The sequence below is a fragment of the Nitrospirillum amazonense genome (assembly GCF_007828035.1).
GTDB lineage: Bacteria > Pseudomonadota > Alphaproteobacteria > Azospirillales > Azospirillaceae > Nitrospirillum > Nitrospirillum amazonense.
In genome coordinates this window covers 117,333-133,195 of sequence record NZ_VITV01000005.1, presented here as the reverse complement: position 1 = coordinate 133,195, position 15,863 = coordinate 117,333, and the positions used below count along the sequence as shown (strand labels likewise).

Below are 15,863 nucleotides of genomic sequence, written 5' to 3'. Positions count from 1 at the left end.
GCCATGAACGACCGCATCGTCATCAGCGACGGCCGCAGCAGCGTGACCCTTAATCCACCGGAAGCAGACCCGGACGGTCATGGCTTCGATATGAAGGTGGACCTAGTTGGCGGGCCGTTCACTGGCAGCATCCTGGCCACGACCTATCTTTCCCTCCAGGCTTGGGACCGGTTCCGCAGCGACCTGAGGCGGTTGCATAAAAGCCTAAAGGGTGAGGTAAGCACGGACACCTGGTTCTCTAATTTCAGCCTCGTGCTCAAGGGTGATGGACGGGGTCATGTCCGGGTGACAGCACACGCTCAGGACGAATGGGCCGACGCCAGCACCCTTTCATTCAGCTTCACCATCGATCAAACCCACCTGCTGCCCATTATGGTCATCCTAGATCGATGGGCATGAGCACCCACAGCTCCAAAAACAAAAACGCCGCCCCGGTCACCCAGGGCGGCGTTTTTGTTCTCAGCGCGGAAGAGGCGTCAGGCGGCCAGCGGGGGCACGCCGGCCTTCTTCATCATGCGCTTGTAAGCGTAGCGCGAGGCGACGTCGTGCAGCCAGCCTTGGGGCTTCAGGCCGCTGGCCTTGAACACCATGGCGACCATGCGGTCCAGGTGGTGCGGGCGGTAATAGCTGTAGGCCCGGCGCACGTAATTGGCGAAGGCCGTCTCGCGGTGGTAGGGCGCACCTTCGTCGGCGTTGGCGGCGTGATAGGCGAAGGACAGTTCATCATCCTCCGTCTCGTTGATGCGCGAGAGGGAGATGCGCAGGCGGCCGAACTTGCCCAGGCGTTCCTGGGTCAGGTAATCGCCCAGGTAATCGTAGAACAGCTTGTAGTGCCGGAATTCGTCGGCCGCGATGTGGCGGCAGATCTGCTTCAGCACGGGCTCGTCCGTGGCCTCGGCCAGGGCGGTGTAATAGCTGCTGGTGCCGGTCTCGACGATGCAGCGCGCCACCAGTTCACCGGCGCGGGAACCGCGCACCGACTGGCTGACGTCGATGTCGATCTTGTAGCCCTCGCGGAAACGCGTCACCGCCGCCTGGAAGTTCCAGCTGGGGTCCACGCGCTCGGCCCAGGCGCCCAAGGCCTCGCCATGCTGCACTTCCTCAACCGCCCACTGGCGGGCTGTCCGGCAGAACTCCGCGTTGTCGGCGAAGACATTGCACAGGTAATCGGCGTAGCTGTCGCCGTTGTATTCCACCAGGGCGGCGGCCTTGATGAGCTTCAGGATATCGGGGTTGACCTTGGACGGGTCCAGCTTGTCCCAAGGCAGGCCCGCAACCGTCCAATGACCGTTGCGGCTTTCCGTGGCCTGAGATTCCGTGCCGTTGACGTCTGCCATGCGCGTTCCGTTCTTCGTGCCCCAGGGCCGGCGCCCTCGCTTCCGGGTACCAGCATCCGATGACCATTATACGGGCCCGATGTCGCCGCCGTGCCCCCACTGCGACGATCGAACCCCACTCAATTCGAAAAGGTCCGCCCGGAAACAGGAAAGCCGGCGGGCTTTTCGTGATGCCCCACCGGCCGGTATGCCACAAATTCGTAACATCCGCCAAGCTCGGCACGGCGCCAAGCTAGCACGATGCCGCCAATTGGCAAAATGCCCACCCGTCAAGGGTGGGAACTATTGTGCTGAATCAAGGGACTGGCTTACGTCCTAGGGGGCCTGCCTAAGGGCGAAGGGGGCTAGGCATGATGTCCTAGCCCCCTTCGGACCTTTTGCGATTCGCTCTCAACTGCCGGGGATCAGCCCTTAGTGGGCGGCCGGACCGGTGCCGAGGGCTTCCAGCTTGGCCTGGGCGACCAGCAGCTTGGCCTCCGCAGCGCGCTTCTCGACGTCGTTGGCGGCGTCGGCCACGTCCTCGGCCAGGTCCTTCACCTGCTGTTCCACCGCGGCACGGTCCAGGGCCGCAACCTCGATCGCCTCTTCCGCCAGCACGGTGCAGCGCGTCTCGGTCACCTCGGCGAAACCGCCGGCGACGAAGATGCGGTTGCTGATGGTGGTGATGCCATCGAGGTAGATGTCGATCACGCCCGGCTTCAGCGTGGTGATCAGGGGGGCGTGGCCCGGCAGGGCGCCCAGGTAGCCTTCAGTGCCCGGGACGACCACCATGTCGACCGGCTGGGAAACCAGCAGCTTCTCCGGCGACACCAGCTCGAATTCAACCTTATCGGCCATGATGGGGCTTCCGTTCAGCGTCTTACGATAAGGGACGGAAAGGGGGTTCCCCTTCCCGTCCCGGTACTACTCAGGCGATCAGGCGGCCTCGGCGGCCATCTTGCGGGCCTTCTCGACGGCTTCTTCGATGGTGCCGACCATGTAGAAGGCCGCTTCCGGCAGGTGGTCGTACTGGCCGGCCACGATGCCCTTGAACGCGCGGATGGTGTCTTCCAGGCTGACCAGCACGCCGGGCGTGCCGGTGAACACTTCGGCCACATGGAAGGGCTGGGACAGGAAGCGCTGGATCTTACGGGCGCGGGCGACCGTCAGCTTGTCCTCTTCCGACAGCTCGTCCATGCCCAGGATGGCGATGATGTCCTGCAGCGACTTGTAAGTCTGCAGCACCTTCTGCACCGAACGGGCCGTCTGGTAGTGCTCTTCACCCACGACGCGCGGATCCAGCGCGCGGGAGGTGCTGTCCAGCGGGTCCACGGCCGGGAAGATGGCCTGTTCGGCGATGGCGCGGCTCAGCACCGTCGTGGCGTCCAGGTGGGCGAACGAGGTGGCGGGGGCCGGGTCGGTCAGGTCGTCGGCGGGCACGTACACGGCCTGCACCGAGGTGATCGAGCCCTTCTTGGTCGAGGTGATGCGTTCCTGCAAGGCGCCCATGTCGGTGGCCAGCGTGGGCTGGTAACCCACCGCGGAGGGGATGCGGCCCAGCAGCGCCGACACCTCGGCACCCGCCTGGGTGAAGCGGAAGATATTGTCGATGAACAGCAGCACGTCCTGGCCTTCCTCGTCGCGGAAGTATTCCGCGATGGTCAGGCCGGACAGCGCGACGCGGGCGCGGGCCCCCGGCGGCTCGTTCATCTGGCCGTACACCAGGGCGACCTTGGAGCCCGGGCCGTCGAGCTTGATGACGCCCGACTCAATCATCTCATGGTACAGGTCGTTACCCTCGCGGGTACGCTCGCCCACACCGGCGAAGACCGACACACCACCGTGCGCCTTGGCGACGTTGTTGATCAGTTCCATGATGGTGACGGTCTTGCCCACGCCGGCGCCGCCGAACAGGCCGATCTTGCCGCCCTTCAGGTACGGGGCCAGCAGGTCGATGACCTTAATGCCCGTGACCAGGATCTGCGCGTCGGTCGCCTGCTCGGCGAACTCGGGCGCGGACCGGTGGATGGGGTAGGTCTTCTCGGAGGCAACGGCACCGCGCTCGTCGATCGGCTCGCCGATGACGTTCAGGATGCGGCCCAGGGTGGCGGGACCGACCGGCATGTTGATGGGGCCGCCGGTGTCGGCGACGGCGCCGCCGCGCACCAGGCCGTCCGTGCTGTCCATGGCGATGCAGCGGACGGTGTTCTCGCCCAGATGCTGGGCGACTTCGAGCACAAGGGTCTTGCCCTCGTTCTGCGTGTGCAGGGCGTTCAGAATGGCGGGCAGTTCGGCATCGAACTGCACGTCCACCACGGCGCCCAGCACCTGCGTGATACGGCCGACGGCGTTGGTCGCCTGGTTAGTCGTAGCCATGGGGTAAGCTCCCTCGGACCCTTGCGAATGTTGTCGTGGCGCCGTCAGACCGCTTCAGCACCGGAGATGATCTCGATCAGCTCCTTGGTGATGAAGGCCTGGCGCGTGCGGTTGTAGTTAAGCGTCAGCTTCTTGATCGTGTCGCCGGCGTTGCGCGTGGCGTTGTCCATGGCGGTCATCTGCGCGCCGAAGAACGAGGCCGAGCTTTCCAGCAGGGCGGTGTACACCTGGATGGAAAGGTTGCGCGGCAGCAGGTCGTTGAGGATGTCCTCCTCCGACGGCTCGAACTCGTAGATGGCCTTCGGCTCGGTGGAGGCCGGGGCCTCTTCCGTCGTGGCCGCCACGGCGAACGGGACGATCTGCTGAACGGTGACGATCTGCGTCATCGCCGACTTGAACTTGTTGAAGATGATGGAGGCGACGTCGAACTCGCCGGCGTCGAACAGCTCCAGCACCTTGTCCGCGACCTGGGCCGCGTCGGCGAAGCCCAGGCGCTTGCCGCCCAGGTTCTCGTAGCTGTGGACGATCATCGAGCCGAACTCGCGACGCAGCAGGTCGCGGCCCTTGCGGCCCACCGTCAGCAGCTTCACGGTCTTGCCCTCGCCCGTCAGGCGGGAAACCTGCCGCTTGGCCTCGCGGACGATGGTGGCGTTGAAGCCGCCGCACAGGCCGCGATCGCCGGTCAGGACGATCAGCAGGTGCGTCTTGTCGGAACCGGTGCCCGCCATCAGCTTCGGGCCCTGCGCGCCCGCCGGCACGTTGGCAGCGAGGGAGGAGAGCATGCGGCCCATGCGCTCGGCATAGGGACGCCCGGCTTCGGCCTGTTCCTGGGCGCGGCGCAGCTTGCTGGCCGCCACCATCTTCAGGGCCGAGGTGATCTTCTGCGTCGACTTGACGCTGTCGATCCGGATCTTGAGGTCCTTAAGGCTGGGCATGCCGTGCCTTCACTTCCTAGGGAGACTTGGGCGGGCGGCGGCCATGACGGCGCCGCCCGCCGTTTGCGGAGATCAGGCGAAGACCTTGGAGAAGCTCTCCAGGAAGGCCTTCAGCTTTTCCTCGGTGTCCTTGCTGATCTGCTTGTCGGTGCGGATCGCGGTCAGGATGTCCTGGCCCTTGCTGCGGATCTCGTCCAGGAAGCGCGCCTCGAAGCGGTTCACGTCCTCGACCTTCACCTTGTCCAGGAAGCCCTTCACGCCGGCGAAGATGGAAACCACCTGCTCTTCCACCGGCAACGGGCTGTACTGCGGCTGCTTCAGCAGCTCGGTCAGGCGGGCACCGCGGTTCAGCAGGCGCTGGGTGGCGGCGTCCAGGTCCGAGGCGAACTGGGCGAAGGCGGCCATTTCGCGGTATTGGGCCAGTTCCAGCTTAATGGTGCCGGCGACCTGCTTCATCGCCTTGATCTGGGCGGCGGAGCCGACGCGGCTGACCGACAGGCCGACGTTAATGGCCGGGCGGATACCGCGGTAGAACAGGCCGGTTTCCAGGAAGATCTGGCCGTCGGTGATGGAAATGACGTTCGTCGGGATGTAGGCCGACACGTCACCCGCCTGGGTCTCGATGATGGGCAGGGCCGTCAGCGAGCCGGCGCCGTAGCCGTCGGCCATCTTGCAGGCGCGTTCCAGCAGGCGGCTGTGCAGGTAGAACACGTCGCCGGGGTAGGCTTCGCGGCCCGGCGGACGGCGCAGCAGCAGGGACATCTGACGGTAGGCGACGGCCTGCTTGGACAGGTCGTCGTACACGATCAGGGCGTGCATGCCGTTATCGCGGAAGAACTCGCCCATGGCGCAGCCGGTATAGGGCGCCAGGTACTGCAGCGGCGCCGGCTCGGACGCGGTGGCGGCCACGACGATGGAATATTCCATCGCGCCGGCTTCCTCCAGCGTCTTCACGATCTGGGCGACCGTGGAGCGCTTCTGGCCGATGGCCACGTAGATGCAGTACAGCTTCTTGGATTCGTCGCCGCCGGCGTTGATGCCCTTCTGGTTGATGAAGGCATCGATGGCGACGGCGGTCTTGCCGGTCTGACGGTCGCCGATGATCAGCTCACGCTGGCCACGGCCGACGGGCACCAGGGCGTCCACGGCCTTCAGGCCGGTCTGCATGGGCTCGTGCACCGACTTGCGCGGGATGATGCCGGGGGCCTTCACCTCGACGCGCTTGCGCACGACGTCGACCAGCGGACCCTTGCCGTCGATGGGGTTGCCCAGGCCGTCCACGACGCGGCCCAGCAGGCCGCGGCCCACCGGAACCTCGACGATGGCGCCGGTACGCTTGACCGTGTCGCCTTCCTTGATGGCGCGGTCGTCGCCGAAGATCACGGCGCCGACGTTGTCGGCTTCCAGGTTCAGGGCCAGGCCCTGAATCCCACCCGGGAACTCGACCATCTCACCGGCCTGGACCTTGTCCAGGCCATGGATGCGGGCAACACCGTCGCCGACCGAGAGCACCTGGCCCACTTCAGCAACATCGGCCTCGGTGCCGAAATTCGCGATCTGCTGTTTCAGGATCGCGGAAATCTCTGCGGCGCGGATTTCCATCAGCCCACCCCTTTCATGGCGATTTTCAGCTTGGTCAGTTTGGTGCGCACGGAACTGTCGATCATGCGCGATCCGACCTTAACGATCATGCCGCCCAGCAGCGTCGGGTCGACGCTGGCGGCGACGGAGACTTTGGAGCCCAGGGCCTTCTTGAGCGCGTCGGTCACGGCCGACAGCTGCTCTTCCGTCAGCGGGCGGGCCGAGATGACGGTGGCCGTCTCTTCACCGCGGCGCTGGGCCAGCTCGGCGAGGAAGGCGGCGATCATGCCATCGAGGGCGAAAAGCCGGCGGTTCTGGGCGACCAGACCAATAAACTTGCGCACAAGCTCGGACGTGCCCGCCTGTGACAGCACCGCCTCCATGGCGCGGGCCTGCTCGGCACGCGACAGGACGGGGCTGCGCACAACGCGACGCAGGTCTGCGCTTTCGGCGAGAACCTGCTTGAGCGACGTCAGGTCCTGCGCGGTTTGGTCCAGCGCCTTCTGCTCGTCGGCAAGGTCGAACAGCGCCGCCGCGTAGCGGGCCGCCAGTCCGGATACGACTGTCCCTTGGGATGCCACCTGGAAACCTCGGTTAATCCGCAGACCTGAAGGATTTCAGGGCCTTAGCAATGTGGGTCCGAACCGGGTGAAAACCACCCCGGCGTCGGGCGTCGTGCACATAACACAGGGCGCCGCAGGGCGCAACTCCATCACTCCATCCAAAGCATACTATCCCACGGGTGAGCAGCCCGCTTTAAGGCGCCATTAACAGTTGGGGCCGCATAGTCCCCTCAACGCGCCAAAGCCACCCGGCGCACTGACGAAAAAGTCCGGAACCTTCCGGGCGCCTCCGATCCAGGGTGGCAGAGTGCTGGTGAGTCATGACTGTCGTCCCCTTCTCCTCTGCCCGCTTCACCCCCTTCGATCTGACCGAGTGGAACAGCGTCGCCCAGCCCAAGCTGGAGCGTGGCCTGTGGGAAACGGTCAGCCGCCACACCGCGCCCGACCATGATCAGCTGATCGTGCGCTTCCCCAACCTGGACCGCCCGGTCTTCCGGTTCGAGCGTGATCGCCGCGGCACCTATCGCCTGTACTTCAACGACCGCCGCGGCTGGTACTGCATCGGCACCGGTGAGAGCGCCGAGGAATGCCTGTCCGTGTGGCGGGGCCGCGTGCCGCGCGCCACGGCCGAGGCCGGCGCGCAGGCGGGCCGTTGAACGTCCGCTGCTATACTAAAGAACGAGGGGGCCATGGGCCCCATCGGAGCCTGAGTTGCCTGGTGAGAACCCGATTTTGAGTGGCCTGACGTTTATAGAGTCTTGGAGTCGCGTACCAGTCGAGTGGCCTAGCGTTGCCTGGAACCAGAGTTGCCTGAACACCGGCTTCAGTAGCGTTGCCTGATTTGATGCCAGGGGGCAGACCAGCGCCCCTTCAGGGCAGACGGGACACGGGGCGGAGCGGCGGCGCCAGCACACGGAAAGGCGCCGCCGTTTCCATATCCACCGGCAGCCGGGCGATGGTGTCGCCATCCCCCTGCACCGGATCGCCGACCGGCCCCTCGATCCGCACCCGCACCGCCTGCATGATCCGGTATCCCAATCCCCCCTTCGCTTCCGTCCAGCGGGCCAGCCGGCCCGTCACCAGCGCCGCGCCATAGCCCAGCGCCGCCAGCCGTCCGCCCGCCTCGAACAGGCAGACGTGGAAGCCGCCCTCGTCCAGCCGGGCATCGGGCGCGCAGACGAAGCGGCCACCATAGAAATGGCCCTTGGCCACGATGCAGGACGCGGCCTCGTGCTCGCGGACATGGCCGGCCGCGTCCGTCGTGATCACGCGATAGCGCGGGCTGGGCCACCGCGCGATCTGCGCCAGGCTTTCCAGCACATAGGCGCCCTTGCCGATACGGCGCTTCACCCCAGGATCCACCCCTTCCACCACATGGGCGTCCAGGCCCACGCCGGCCATCATCGTGAACAGGCGGCCGTTGGCGCGCCCGGCATGGATGGTGCGCGGCATCGCGCCCGCCAGGGTGCGCGCCAGCTCGGCCACGCCGAACGGCAGGTCCAGCTCCGCCGCCAGCACATTGGCCGTGCCCAGAGGGATCAGACCCAGGGCCGGCGGCGACAGGGTCGGCGCCGCCAGGAGGCCGTTCACCACCTCGTTGATGGTGCCGTCGCCGCCCGAGGCCACGACGGCGTCGGGAATGCGGCCGTCCGTCAGCGCGCCGGAGGCGGCCAGGCCGGCCAGGCGCTCGGCGTCGCGCGGGCCGGTGGTTTCCACCACCGCCACGTCGGCGCCGCCCTGGCGCAGGGCATCGACCACCCGCCCCATCAGGCCCCGCCGGCGACGGCCCGCCACAGGATTGTGAATGATCAGTAGTCGGCGCGCGGGCGCGGACACAGGTTCCGTGACAGCCAAGTGAAGGGCGGAAGACATATTTATGAATGCCCCGTGAATATATGGTGAAGTCCTTGAACTTACCTTCATCACCATTTGTCTTGCCCTACATGCTGCGGTATAGCCCTGTCAACATTACTATTGATTGTCTGCGTGGGTCATCTCGGGGGCGTAGCATGGAGACGGACATGGAGACGGAACACGAGGCCCCGCGGCGGTACCGCAGCATTTGGCTTTCCGATCTGCATCTGGGAACCCGGGGCTGCCAGGCCGACATGCTGCTGGACTTCCTGAAGCACACCGAGTCGGAATACCTGTATCTGGTCGGCGACATCGTCGATGGGTGGCGCCTGAAGAAGGGCTGGTACTGGCCGCAGGCCCACAACGACGTGGTGCAGAAGGTGCTGCGCCGGGTGCGCAAGGGCACCAAGGTCTTCCTGATCCCGGGCAACCATGACGAAGTCTTCCGCGACTTCATCGGCCTGCAGTTCGGCGGCGTCACCATCCTGGAGGACGCGGTCCACACCACCGCCGACGGCCGCCGCTTCCTGGTGCTGCACGGCGACCTGTTCGACGCGGTGGTGAAGTACGCCAAGTGGCTGGCCTATGTCGGGGACAGCGCCTACACGGTGCTGCTGACCCTGAACACCTGGCTGAACGCCGCCCGCCGCCGCTTCGGCTTCCAGTACTGGTCGCTGTCCGCCTATCTGAAGAACCGGACCAAGAAGGCGGTGGAGTTCATCGGCAATTACGAGCAGGCGCTGGCCGACGAGGCCAAGCGCCGGCAGGTCGACGGCATCATTTGTGGCCACATCCACCACGCCGAGATGCGTGACATGGGTGGCGTCCTCTACTGCAACGACGGGGACTGGGTGGAATCGTGCACCGCATTGGTCGAACACGCCGACGGCACGCTGGAGATCCTTCATTGGGCGGACGAAGTGCGCAAGCGCGCGGCAGCGCGGCAGCCTGGGCAGCCGGGCGGGACGACGCAGAAGGCTGCAGCGTGAAAATCCTGATCGTCACGGACGCCTGGCACCCCCAGGTGAACGGCGTGGTCCGCACCCTGACCACGACGCGCGATGAATTGCGCCAGCTGGGCCATGAGGTCGAGGTCATCGCCCCCGACCGCTTCCGCACCGTGCCCATGCCGACATACCCGGAAATCCGGCTGGCGCTGAAGCCCGGCGCCCGCCTGCGCCGCATGATCGACGAGATCGCGCCCGACGCCATCCATATCGCGACGGAGGGTCCGTTGGGCCTGGCCGCGCGGCGCTATTGCCTGCGCCGGCGCATTCCCTTCACCACCGCCTATCACACGCGCTTCCCGGAATACGTCCGCGACCGCTTCCCCATTCCGCTGCGCCTCAGCTACGCCCTGGTGCGCCGCTTCCACGCGCCGGCCTCCGCCGTCATGGTGGCGACGCCGTCCATCGAGAACGACCTGGTGGACCGGGGCTTCCGCAACATCAAGCGCTGGTCGCGCGGCGTCGACACCGACCTGTTCCGCCCGCGCGAGAAGGACTTCCTGCCCTTCCCCCGCCCCATCTTCATGTATGTGGGCCGGGTGGCGGTGGAAAAGAACATAGAGGCCTTCCTGTCGCTGGACCTGCCCGGCACCAAGGTGGTGGTGGGCGGCGGCCCGCAGCTGGACGAACTGAAGGCCAAGTACCCGGCCGCCCAGTTCGTCGGCCCCAAGCATGGCGAGGAACTGGCCAAGCATTACGCCGCCGGCGACGTCTTCGTCTTCCCCTCGCGCACCGACACCTTCGGCCTGGTGCTGCTGGAGGCCCTCGCCTCCGGCGTGCCGGTGGCGGCGTACCCGGTGCCCGGGCCGCTGGACGTGCTGGCCGGGTCGGACGTGGCCGTGCTGGACGAGGATTTGCGCAAGGCCGCGCTGGCCGCCCTGGAGATTCCGGGCGACAAGTGCCGCCGCCACGCCCTGACCTTCTCCTGGTCCGCGTCCGCCGCGCAGTTCCTGAACAACCTGCGCCCCTTCCGCGGCCATCCGGCCCTGGACCCGGCCCCGGCCCTGGACACCGGCTTGGCCCCCGGAGCGGACGAGACCAAGAAGGCCAGCTGACCGTAGGGGTTCCCGCGTTCATTGAAGACGGCGCGGACCCGGTGCTAGGGTGGCGGCGACCGTGGCGGGCCGCCCCGCCGCCCCATCCGTTCCCCTGACACGATCGGCATGCTGGAAGCGCTTTATCGCGGGCTGACTGCCCTGGCCGGCCCCGCCGTCCGCCGCCTGCTGGACCGGCGGCTGGCCGCCGGCAAGGAAGACCCCCACCGCCTGCCCGAACGCCTGGGCCATGCCGGTCTGCCCCGCCCCCCTGGCCGGCTGATCTGGCTGCATGCCGCCAGCGTGGGCGAGTCCATGGCCGTGCTGCCGCTGATCGACCGGCTGCTGACCCTGTCGCCCCGGCCCACCGTCCTGGTCACCACCGGCACCGTCACTTCCGCCGCGCTCATGGCCAAGCGCCTGCCGCCGGGCGCCATCCACCAGTTCGTGCCGGTGGACCTGCCGGCGGCCGTGGCCCGTTTCATGGACCACTGGCGGCCCGACGCGGCGCTGTGGATCGAATCGGAATTCTGGCCCAACCTGCTGCGCGCCCTGCGCAAGGCCCAGGTGCCCGCCGCCCTGGTGAATGCGCGCCTGTCGGCCGGCAGCCACCGCAACTGGCGGCGCGCGCCGCGCACCGCCCGTCGCCTGCTGTCCACCTTTCGCCTGGCGCTGGCGCAAACGGCGACGGAGGCCGGGCGCCTGCGCGATTTGGGCCTGGCCGACGTGCGCTGCGTCGGCAACCTGAAATACTCCACCAGCCCGCTGCCGGCGGAGCCCCAGGCCCTGGCCGCCCTCCGGGCCGCCGTGGCCGGCCGGCCCGCCTGGGTCCTCGCCAGCACCCATCCAGGCGAGGATGACCTGGCCGTCCAGGTGCACCAGCGCCTGGCCCCCCGCATGCCGGGACTGCTGACCCTGGTGGTGCCACGCCACCCCGCGCGCGGGCCGGAGATCGCCGCCGCCTTCCAGGCCCGAGGCCTGACCGTCAGCCGTCGCGCCACCGGCGCCCTGCCGGACGCCACCGACGCCCTGCATGTAGCCGACACGCTGGGGGAGCTGGGGCTGTTCTTCCGCCTGGCACCGGTGGCCGCCATCGGTGGATCCTTCGTGCCGGTGGGCGGGCACAACCCCATCGAGCCCGCACAGCTGGGGGCCGCCGTCATCTATGGTCCGCACATGCATAACTTCGCGGAGATCGCCGCGACCCTGGAGGCGGCCGGCGGCGCCCGGCGCGTGCCGGATGTCGAAGGCCTGGCCGCGGCAGTGCAAACCCTGCTGACTGACCGGCCGGCGCGCGAGGCCCAGGCGGCCGCCGCCAAGGCTGTTGCCGACGACAACCGCGACGCCGTGGACCGGGTGCTGGCCGCCCTGGCGCCCCTGCTGGCCGAGGCCGGCCTGCACCCTGCCGGGGATGCCCGGTGAAGGCCCCCGGCTTCTGGTATCGCCCCGCCGGGCCGCTGGCGGCACTGCTGAGCCCCCTGGCGTGCCTCTACACCCTCGGCGCCCGCCGGCGCCAGGCCAAGGCCACGCCGCAGGACGTCGGCATCCCCGTCATCTGCGTCGGCAACTTGGTGGCGGGCGGCGCCGGCAAGACGCCGCTGTCGCAGGCGGTGATGCGGCACTTGCGCGCCCGGGGCGTCCAGGCCCACTACCTGTCGCGCGGCTATGGCGGCCGGCTGAAGGGCCCCCTGCGGGTCGATCCGGCCCGGCATGGTGCCGCCGACGTGGGGGATGAGCCGCTGCTGCTGTCGCGCACCGCCCCGGCCTGGATATCGGCGGACCGCCTGGCCGGCGCCCGGGCCGCGCGCGATGGCGGCGCCGAGGCCGTGGTGATGGATGACGGCTTCCAGAACCCGGCCCTGGCCAAGGACCTGTCGCTGCTGGTCGTGGACGGCGGCGCGGGCTTCGGCAACGGCCGCGTCATCCCGGCCGGCCCCCTGCGCGAGGCCCTTGGCGACGGCCTGGCCCGGGCGGACGCCGTGGTGATCGTGGGTGCCGACCGCACGGAAGCCAGGGCGAGCGTGGCGGCACTCGCCCCCGCCCTGCCCATCCTGGCCGCCCGACTGGTGCCGGACGCAGCCGTGGCCGCCGGGCTGGCCGGGCGCCCGGTCCTGGCCTTCGCCGGCATCGGCCGGCCGGGAAAGTTCTTCGACACCTGCGTTGAGCTGGGCCTGACGGTGGCGGAGACGGCGCCCTTCCCCGACCATTACCCCTATGCCGAGGCCGAAGTCACCGGCCTGCTGGAGCGCGCCACCACCCTGGGCGCCATACCGCTGACGACCGAGAAGGACTGGGTGCGACTACCCGCCGCGCACCAAACCGCCATAAAAGCCCTGCCCGTGATGCTGGCCTTCGACGACCCCGGCGCCCTGGAGCGTGTTCTGCGAACGATGTCCTAGGGATATCGGGTTCCCAGGGCGGGCGCGTGCGAGCGCGCTTGACCCCTGGCAAAAAGCGCCCGATAGCTTAGCCGCCGCCGGCGTCGGGACCCGGCGGCACCCGTTTTTGTCCGCCTTGGAGGTCACCTTTCCGGGGTCCGGATAAGGGGTCGACACCCAATTCCCCCCAGGACGGCCGGCCCATCGCCATGGGGACCGGCACGGGAGCTTCCATGGCCGAGCACGGTACCCAGCCTTCCTCCCTGCGCTACGCCATCGAGGCGGCAGGCATCCGCGCCCTGTTCAACCTGCTGGGCCTGCTGCCCGCCGACGTGGCGTCGGACTTCGGCGGCTGGGTGGGGCGCACCCTGGGGCCGCGCATCGGCGGCAACGCCAAGGTGCTCCGCAACCTGGAACGGGCCATGCCCCAGCTGGATGCGGCGGGGCGCCAGCGTGTGGCCCGCGAATCCTGGGACAACCTGTGCCGCACCCTGGCCGAATATCCGCACCTGAAGACCATCTCGCGCGAGTGGGAACAGCGGGTGGAGCTGATCGGGGCGGAGCATGTGCGCGGCCTGGTGACCGATGGCAAGCCGGGCGTCATCCTGACCGGCCACTTCGGCAATTGGGAACTGGTGGCCATGACCGTGTTCAAGTGCGGCGCCACCATGACCGCCATCTACCGCGCGCCCAACAACCCCTCGGTCGACAAGCTGCTGGCCGAGGCGCGGGGCGAGCTGGGCACCACCCTGGTACCCAAGGGCCGCGCCTCGGCCAAGGGCATCCTGGCGGCCATGCGGGCGGGCGGCATCCTGGGCATCCTGGCCGACCAGAAACTGAACGAGGGCATCGCCGTGCCCTTCCTGGGCCATGACGCCATGACCGGCACCATCGCCGGCGACGTGGTGGTGCGCCACGGCGCCGTGGTCGTGCCGGTGCGGGTGACGCGCAAGGCCAAGGGCGCCCGCTTCCGCATCGAGGCGTTCCCGCCGATGGACCTGCCGGCGCCCACCGGCGACCGCCCGGCCGACATCCGCGCCATCACCGTGGCGGTGAACCAGCTTCTGGAGCGGTGGGTGCTGGACAACCCCGGCCAATGGCTGTGGACCCACCGGAGATGGCCGAAATAGGGGCTCCCGCCCGCTGCTCAGAACAGGCTGCCCTGCCCGCCGGGCCGCGCCGCCGCGCGCGGCTTGGGCGTGGGGGCAGACTCGCGGGGCGGAGCGGGCGCCGGAACAGGCGCCCCTTCCCCGTCCAGGGTGGCACCCACGGCGCCATCGATGAATTCCACCCGCACGCGGCCGCCGGCGGGGGCATCCGCCGCCTTGGTCACGGGGTGGCCGTCGGCGGTGGTGACCAGGGCGAAGCCGCGCGCCAGAACGCCGCGGTAGGACAGCGTCTCCAGCAGCTTGGCCTGGCCTTCCAGCCGGCGGGCGCCATCGGCCACGGCGCGGCCGAAGCTGGCGTCCAGGCGGCGGCCGAGGTCCTCCAGGCGCGCCCCGCCCTCCTCCGCCCGGCGCACCAGCGGCTGGGGCGTCAGGCGCTGGGCCAGGTTCTGGGCGCGGGTGGTACGGTCGGCCAGCAGGCGGGTCAGGCCACCCGACAGGCCCCGCTGGGCGATGTCCAGGCGGGCATAGGCCAGGCCAAGCACCTGGGCGGGATGGCGCAGGCCGGCGCCCAGCTTGGCCACCTCCGTCCGGTGGCGGCGGATCAGGCCGGTCATGGACAGGGCCAGGCGCTCGCCCCGGTCGTCCAGGCGCTGGGCGCAGCCTTCCAGCAGGGCGCGGGGGTCGCCCAGGCCACGCGCCAGCCCTTCCACGCGGTTGCGGCGCTCGGCCAGCAGGCGGTTGGCGGTCCCCTCCAGCCGGCGGCCGCATTCCATGACCTGGGCCATCAGTTCGGCCCGGACCGGCACCGCCATCTCGGCGGCGGCCGTGGGCGTGGGCGCGCGGCGGTCGGAAGCGAAATCGATCAGCGTCGTATCAGTCTCATGCCCCACCGCGGAGATCAGCGGGATCTGGCTGGCCGCCGCCGCCCGCACCACGATCTCCTCATTGAAGGGCATCAGGTCTTCCAGGCTGCCACCGCCGCGCGCCACGATCAGCAGGTCGGGCCGGGGCACGGGGCCGCCCGGGGCGATGGCGTTGAAGCCCTGGATGGCGCGGGCCACCTGGGCCGCCGCCTGCTCGCCCTGCACCGCCACCGGCCACAGCAGCACATGGCGGGGGAAGCGGTCGGCCAGGCGGTGCAGAATGTCCCGGATGACGGCGCCGGTGGGGGAGGTCACCACGCCGATGACCCTGGGCAGGAAGGGCAGCGGCCGCTTGCGCTGGGCATCGAACAGGCCCTCCGCAGCCAGCCGGCGCTTGCGCTCCTCCAGCATCTTGAGCAGCGCGCCCTCGCCCGCCAGCTCCATGGTTTCGATGATCAGCTGATATTGTGAGCGGCCGGGGTATGTCGTCAGGCGGCCGGTGCACACCACCTCCATCCCGTCTTCCGGCTTCACGGCCAGGCGCATGACCGTGCCCTTCCAGCACACGGCCTCGATCACCGCCTGGTCGTCCTTCAGGCGCAGGTAGAGGTGGCCGGAGGAAACGCGCTTGGGCTGGCTGACCTCCCCACGCACGCGGACATAGCCGAACGTCTCCTCCACCGTGCGCTTCAGCGCGCGCGACAGGTCGGAAACGCTGAGCTCGGGCAGGTTGCCGCCGGCCACGGGCGCGGCGCCGGCATAGCCGAGATCGGCGGAGGAGGTCGGGGGTGAGTCGGGGAAGTCTTGAGTCATGGCGCGGGCATGATACAAGCACCCGCTCAACAGA

15 protein-coding genes are annotated in these 15,863 nt (G+C 68.7%); 7 read left to right on the top strand and 8 right to left on the bottom strand.

What is annotated here, in order from left to right:
* The first annotated feature begins 3 nt into the window (after window positions 1-3).
* The gene (locus FBZ87_RS15740) at window positions 4-399 is read left to right on the top strand and encodes a WapI family immunity protein (RefSeq protein ID WP_145611254.1); all 396 of its coding nucleotides are present in this window, start codon (window positions 4-6) and stop codon (window positions 397-399) included.
* Between the two features lie 77 nt (window positions 400-476).
* Here FBZ87_RS15740 and FBZ87_RS15735 read toward each other — a convergent pair whose 3' ends face one another.
* The 6 genes from FBZ87_RS15735 to FBZ87_RS15710 all read right to left on the bottom strand — a co-directional run bounded on the left by FBZ87_RS15735 (window position 477) and on the right by FBZ87_RS15710 (window position 6,789).
* On the bottom strand, window positions 477-1,337 hold the full coding sequence (locus tag FBZ87_RS15735; RefSeq protein WP_246134428.1) for an acyl-ACP desaturase: 861 nt from the start codon (window positions 1,335-1,337) through the stop codon (window positions 477-479).
* Window positions 1,338-1,748: 411 nt separating this feature from the next.
* A complete protein-coding gene (locus FBZ87_RS15730; protein ID WP_145611253.1) occupies window positions 1,749-2,174 on the bottom strand; it encodes a F0F1 ATP synthase subunit epsilon in 426 nt (141 codons plus the stop codon).
* 78 nt (window positions 2,175-2,252) lie between these two features.
* Entirely contained in the window at window positions 2,253-3,692 is a 1,440-nt protein-coding gene (gene atpD / locus FBZ87_RS15725) for a F0F1 ATP synthase subunit beta (protein ID WP_145611252.1), read from the bottom strand.
* A gap of 44 nt (window positions 3,693-3,736) precedes the next feature.
* Entirely contained in the window at window positions 3,737-4,627 is an 891-nt protein-coding gene (locus FBZ87_RS15720; RefSeq protein ID WP_145611251.1) for a F0F1 ATP synthase subunit gamma, read from the bottom strand.
* A gap of 72 nt (window positions 4,628-4,699) precedes the next feature.
* A complete protein-coding gene (atpA, locus tag FBZ87_RS15715) occupies window positions 4,700-6,229 on the bottom strand; it encodes a F0F1 ATP synthase subunit alpha (RefSeq protein ID WP_145611250.1) in 1,530 nt (509 codons plus the stop codon).
* Window positions 6,229-6,789: a F0F1 ATP synthase subunit delta gene (locus FBZ87_RS15710; protein WP_145611249.1), complete on the bottom strand. Its 561-nt coding sequence runs from the start codon at window positions 6,787-6,789 to the stop codon at window positions 6,229-6,231. The genes atpA and FBZ87_RS15710 overlap by 1 nt, the downstream gene beginning before the upstream one ends.
* 302 nt (window positions 6,790-7,091) lie before the next feature.
* On the opposite strand from FBZ87_RS15710, the gene FBZ87_RS15705 reads away from it, so the two are divergent.
* Window positions 7,092-7,427 carry a hypothetical protein gene (locus FBZ87_RS15705; protein WP_088872042.1) on the top strand — a complete coding sequence of 112 codons (336 nt, stop codon included), beginning with the start codon at window positions 7,092-7,094 and terminating at the stop codon, window positions 7,425-7,427.
* A 214-nt stretch (window positions 7,428-7,641) separates the two neighbouring features.
* Here FBZ87_RS15705 and FBZ87_RS15700 read toward each other — a convergent pair whose 3' ends face one another.
* Window positions 7,642-8,643 (bottom strand): diacylglycerol/lipid kinase family protein, encoded by a 1,002-nt coding sequence (locus FBZ87_RS15700; RefSeq protein ID WP_145611248.1) that lies wholly within the window; start codon window positions 8,641-8,643, stop codon window positions 7,642-7,644.
* 149 nt (window positions 8,644-8,792) lie between these two features.
* Between FBZ87_RS15700 and FBZ87_RS15695 the strand changes: the two genes are divergently transcribed.
* The 5 genes from FBZ87_RS15695 (at window position 8,793) to FBZ87_RS15675 (ending at window position 14,174) form a co-directional block, all read left to right on the top strand.
* Entirely contained in the window at window positions 8,793-9,614 is an 822-nt protein-coding gene (locus tag FBZ87_RS15695) for a UDP-2,3-diacylglucosamine diphosphatase (RefSeq protein WP_050898217.1), read from the top strand.
* Window positions 9,611-10,687, top strand: a complete 1,077-nt coding sequence (locus tag FBZ87_RS15690; protein ID WP_145611247.1) for a glycosyltransferase family 4 protein — start codon at window positions 9,611-9,613, stop codon at window positions 10,685-10,687. The genes FBZ87_RS15695 and FBZ87_RS15690 overlap by 4 nt, the downstream gene beginning before the upstream one ends.
* Window positions 10,688-10,795: 108 nt before the next feature.
* The gene (locus FBZ87_RS15685; protein WP_145611246.1) at window positions 10,796-12,088 is read left to right on the top strand and encodes a 3-deoxy-D-manno-octulosonic acid transferase; all 1,293 of its coding nucleotides are present in this window, start codon (window positions 10,796-10,798) and stop codon (window positions 12,086-12,088) included.
* Entirely contained in the window at window positions 12,085-13,065 is a 981-nt protein-coding gene (gene lpxK, locus FBZ87_RS15680) for a tetraacyldisaccharide 4'-kinase (protein ID WP_145611245.1), read from the top strand. The genes FBZ87_RS15685 and lpxK overlap by 4 nt, the downstream gene beginning before the upstream one ends.
* Before the next feature lie 212 nt (window positions 13,066-13,277).
* Window positions 13,278-14,174 (top strand): lysophospholipid acyltransferase family protein, encoded by an 897-nt coding sequence (locus FBZ87_RS15675; RefSeq protein WP_186454788.1) that lies wholly within the window; start codon window positions 13,278-13,280, stop codon window positions 14,172-14,174.
* A 17-nt stretch (window positions 14,175-14,191) separates the two neighbouring features.
* Here FBZ87_RS15675 and xseA read toward each other — a convergent pair whose 3' ends face one another.
* On the bottom strand, window positions 14,192-15,829 hold the full coding sequence (gene xseA / locus FBZ87_RS15670) for an exodeoxyribonuclease VII large subunit (RefSeq protein WP_145611243.1): 1,638 nt from the start codon (window positions 15,827-15,829) through the stop codon (window positions 14,192-14,194).
* Window positions 15,830-15,863 lie beyond the last annotated feature (34 nt).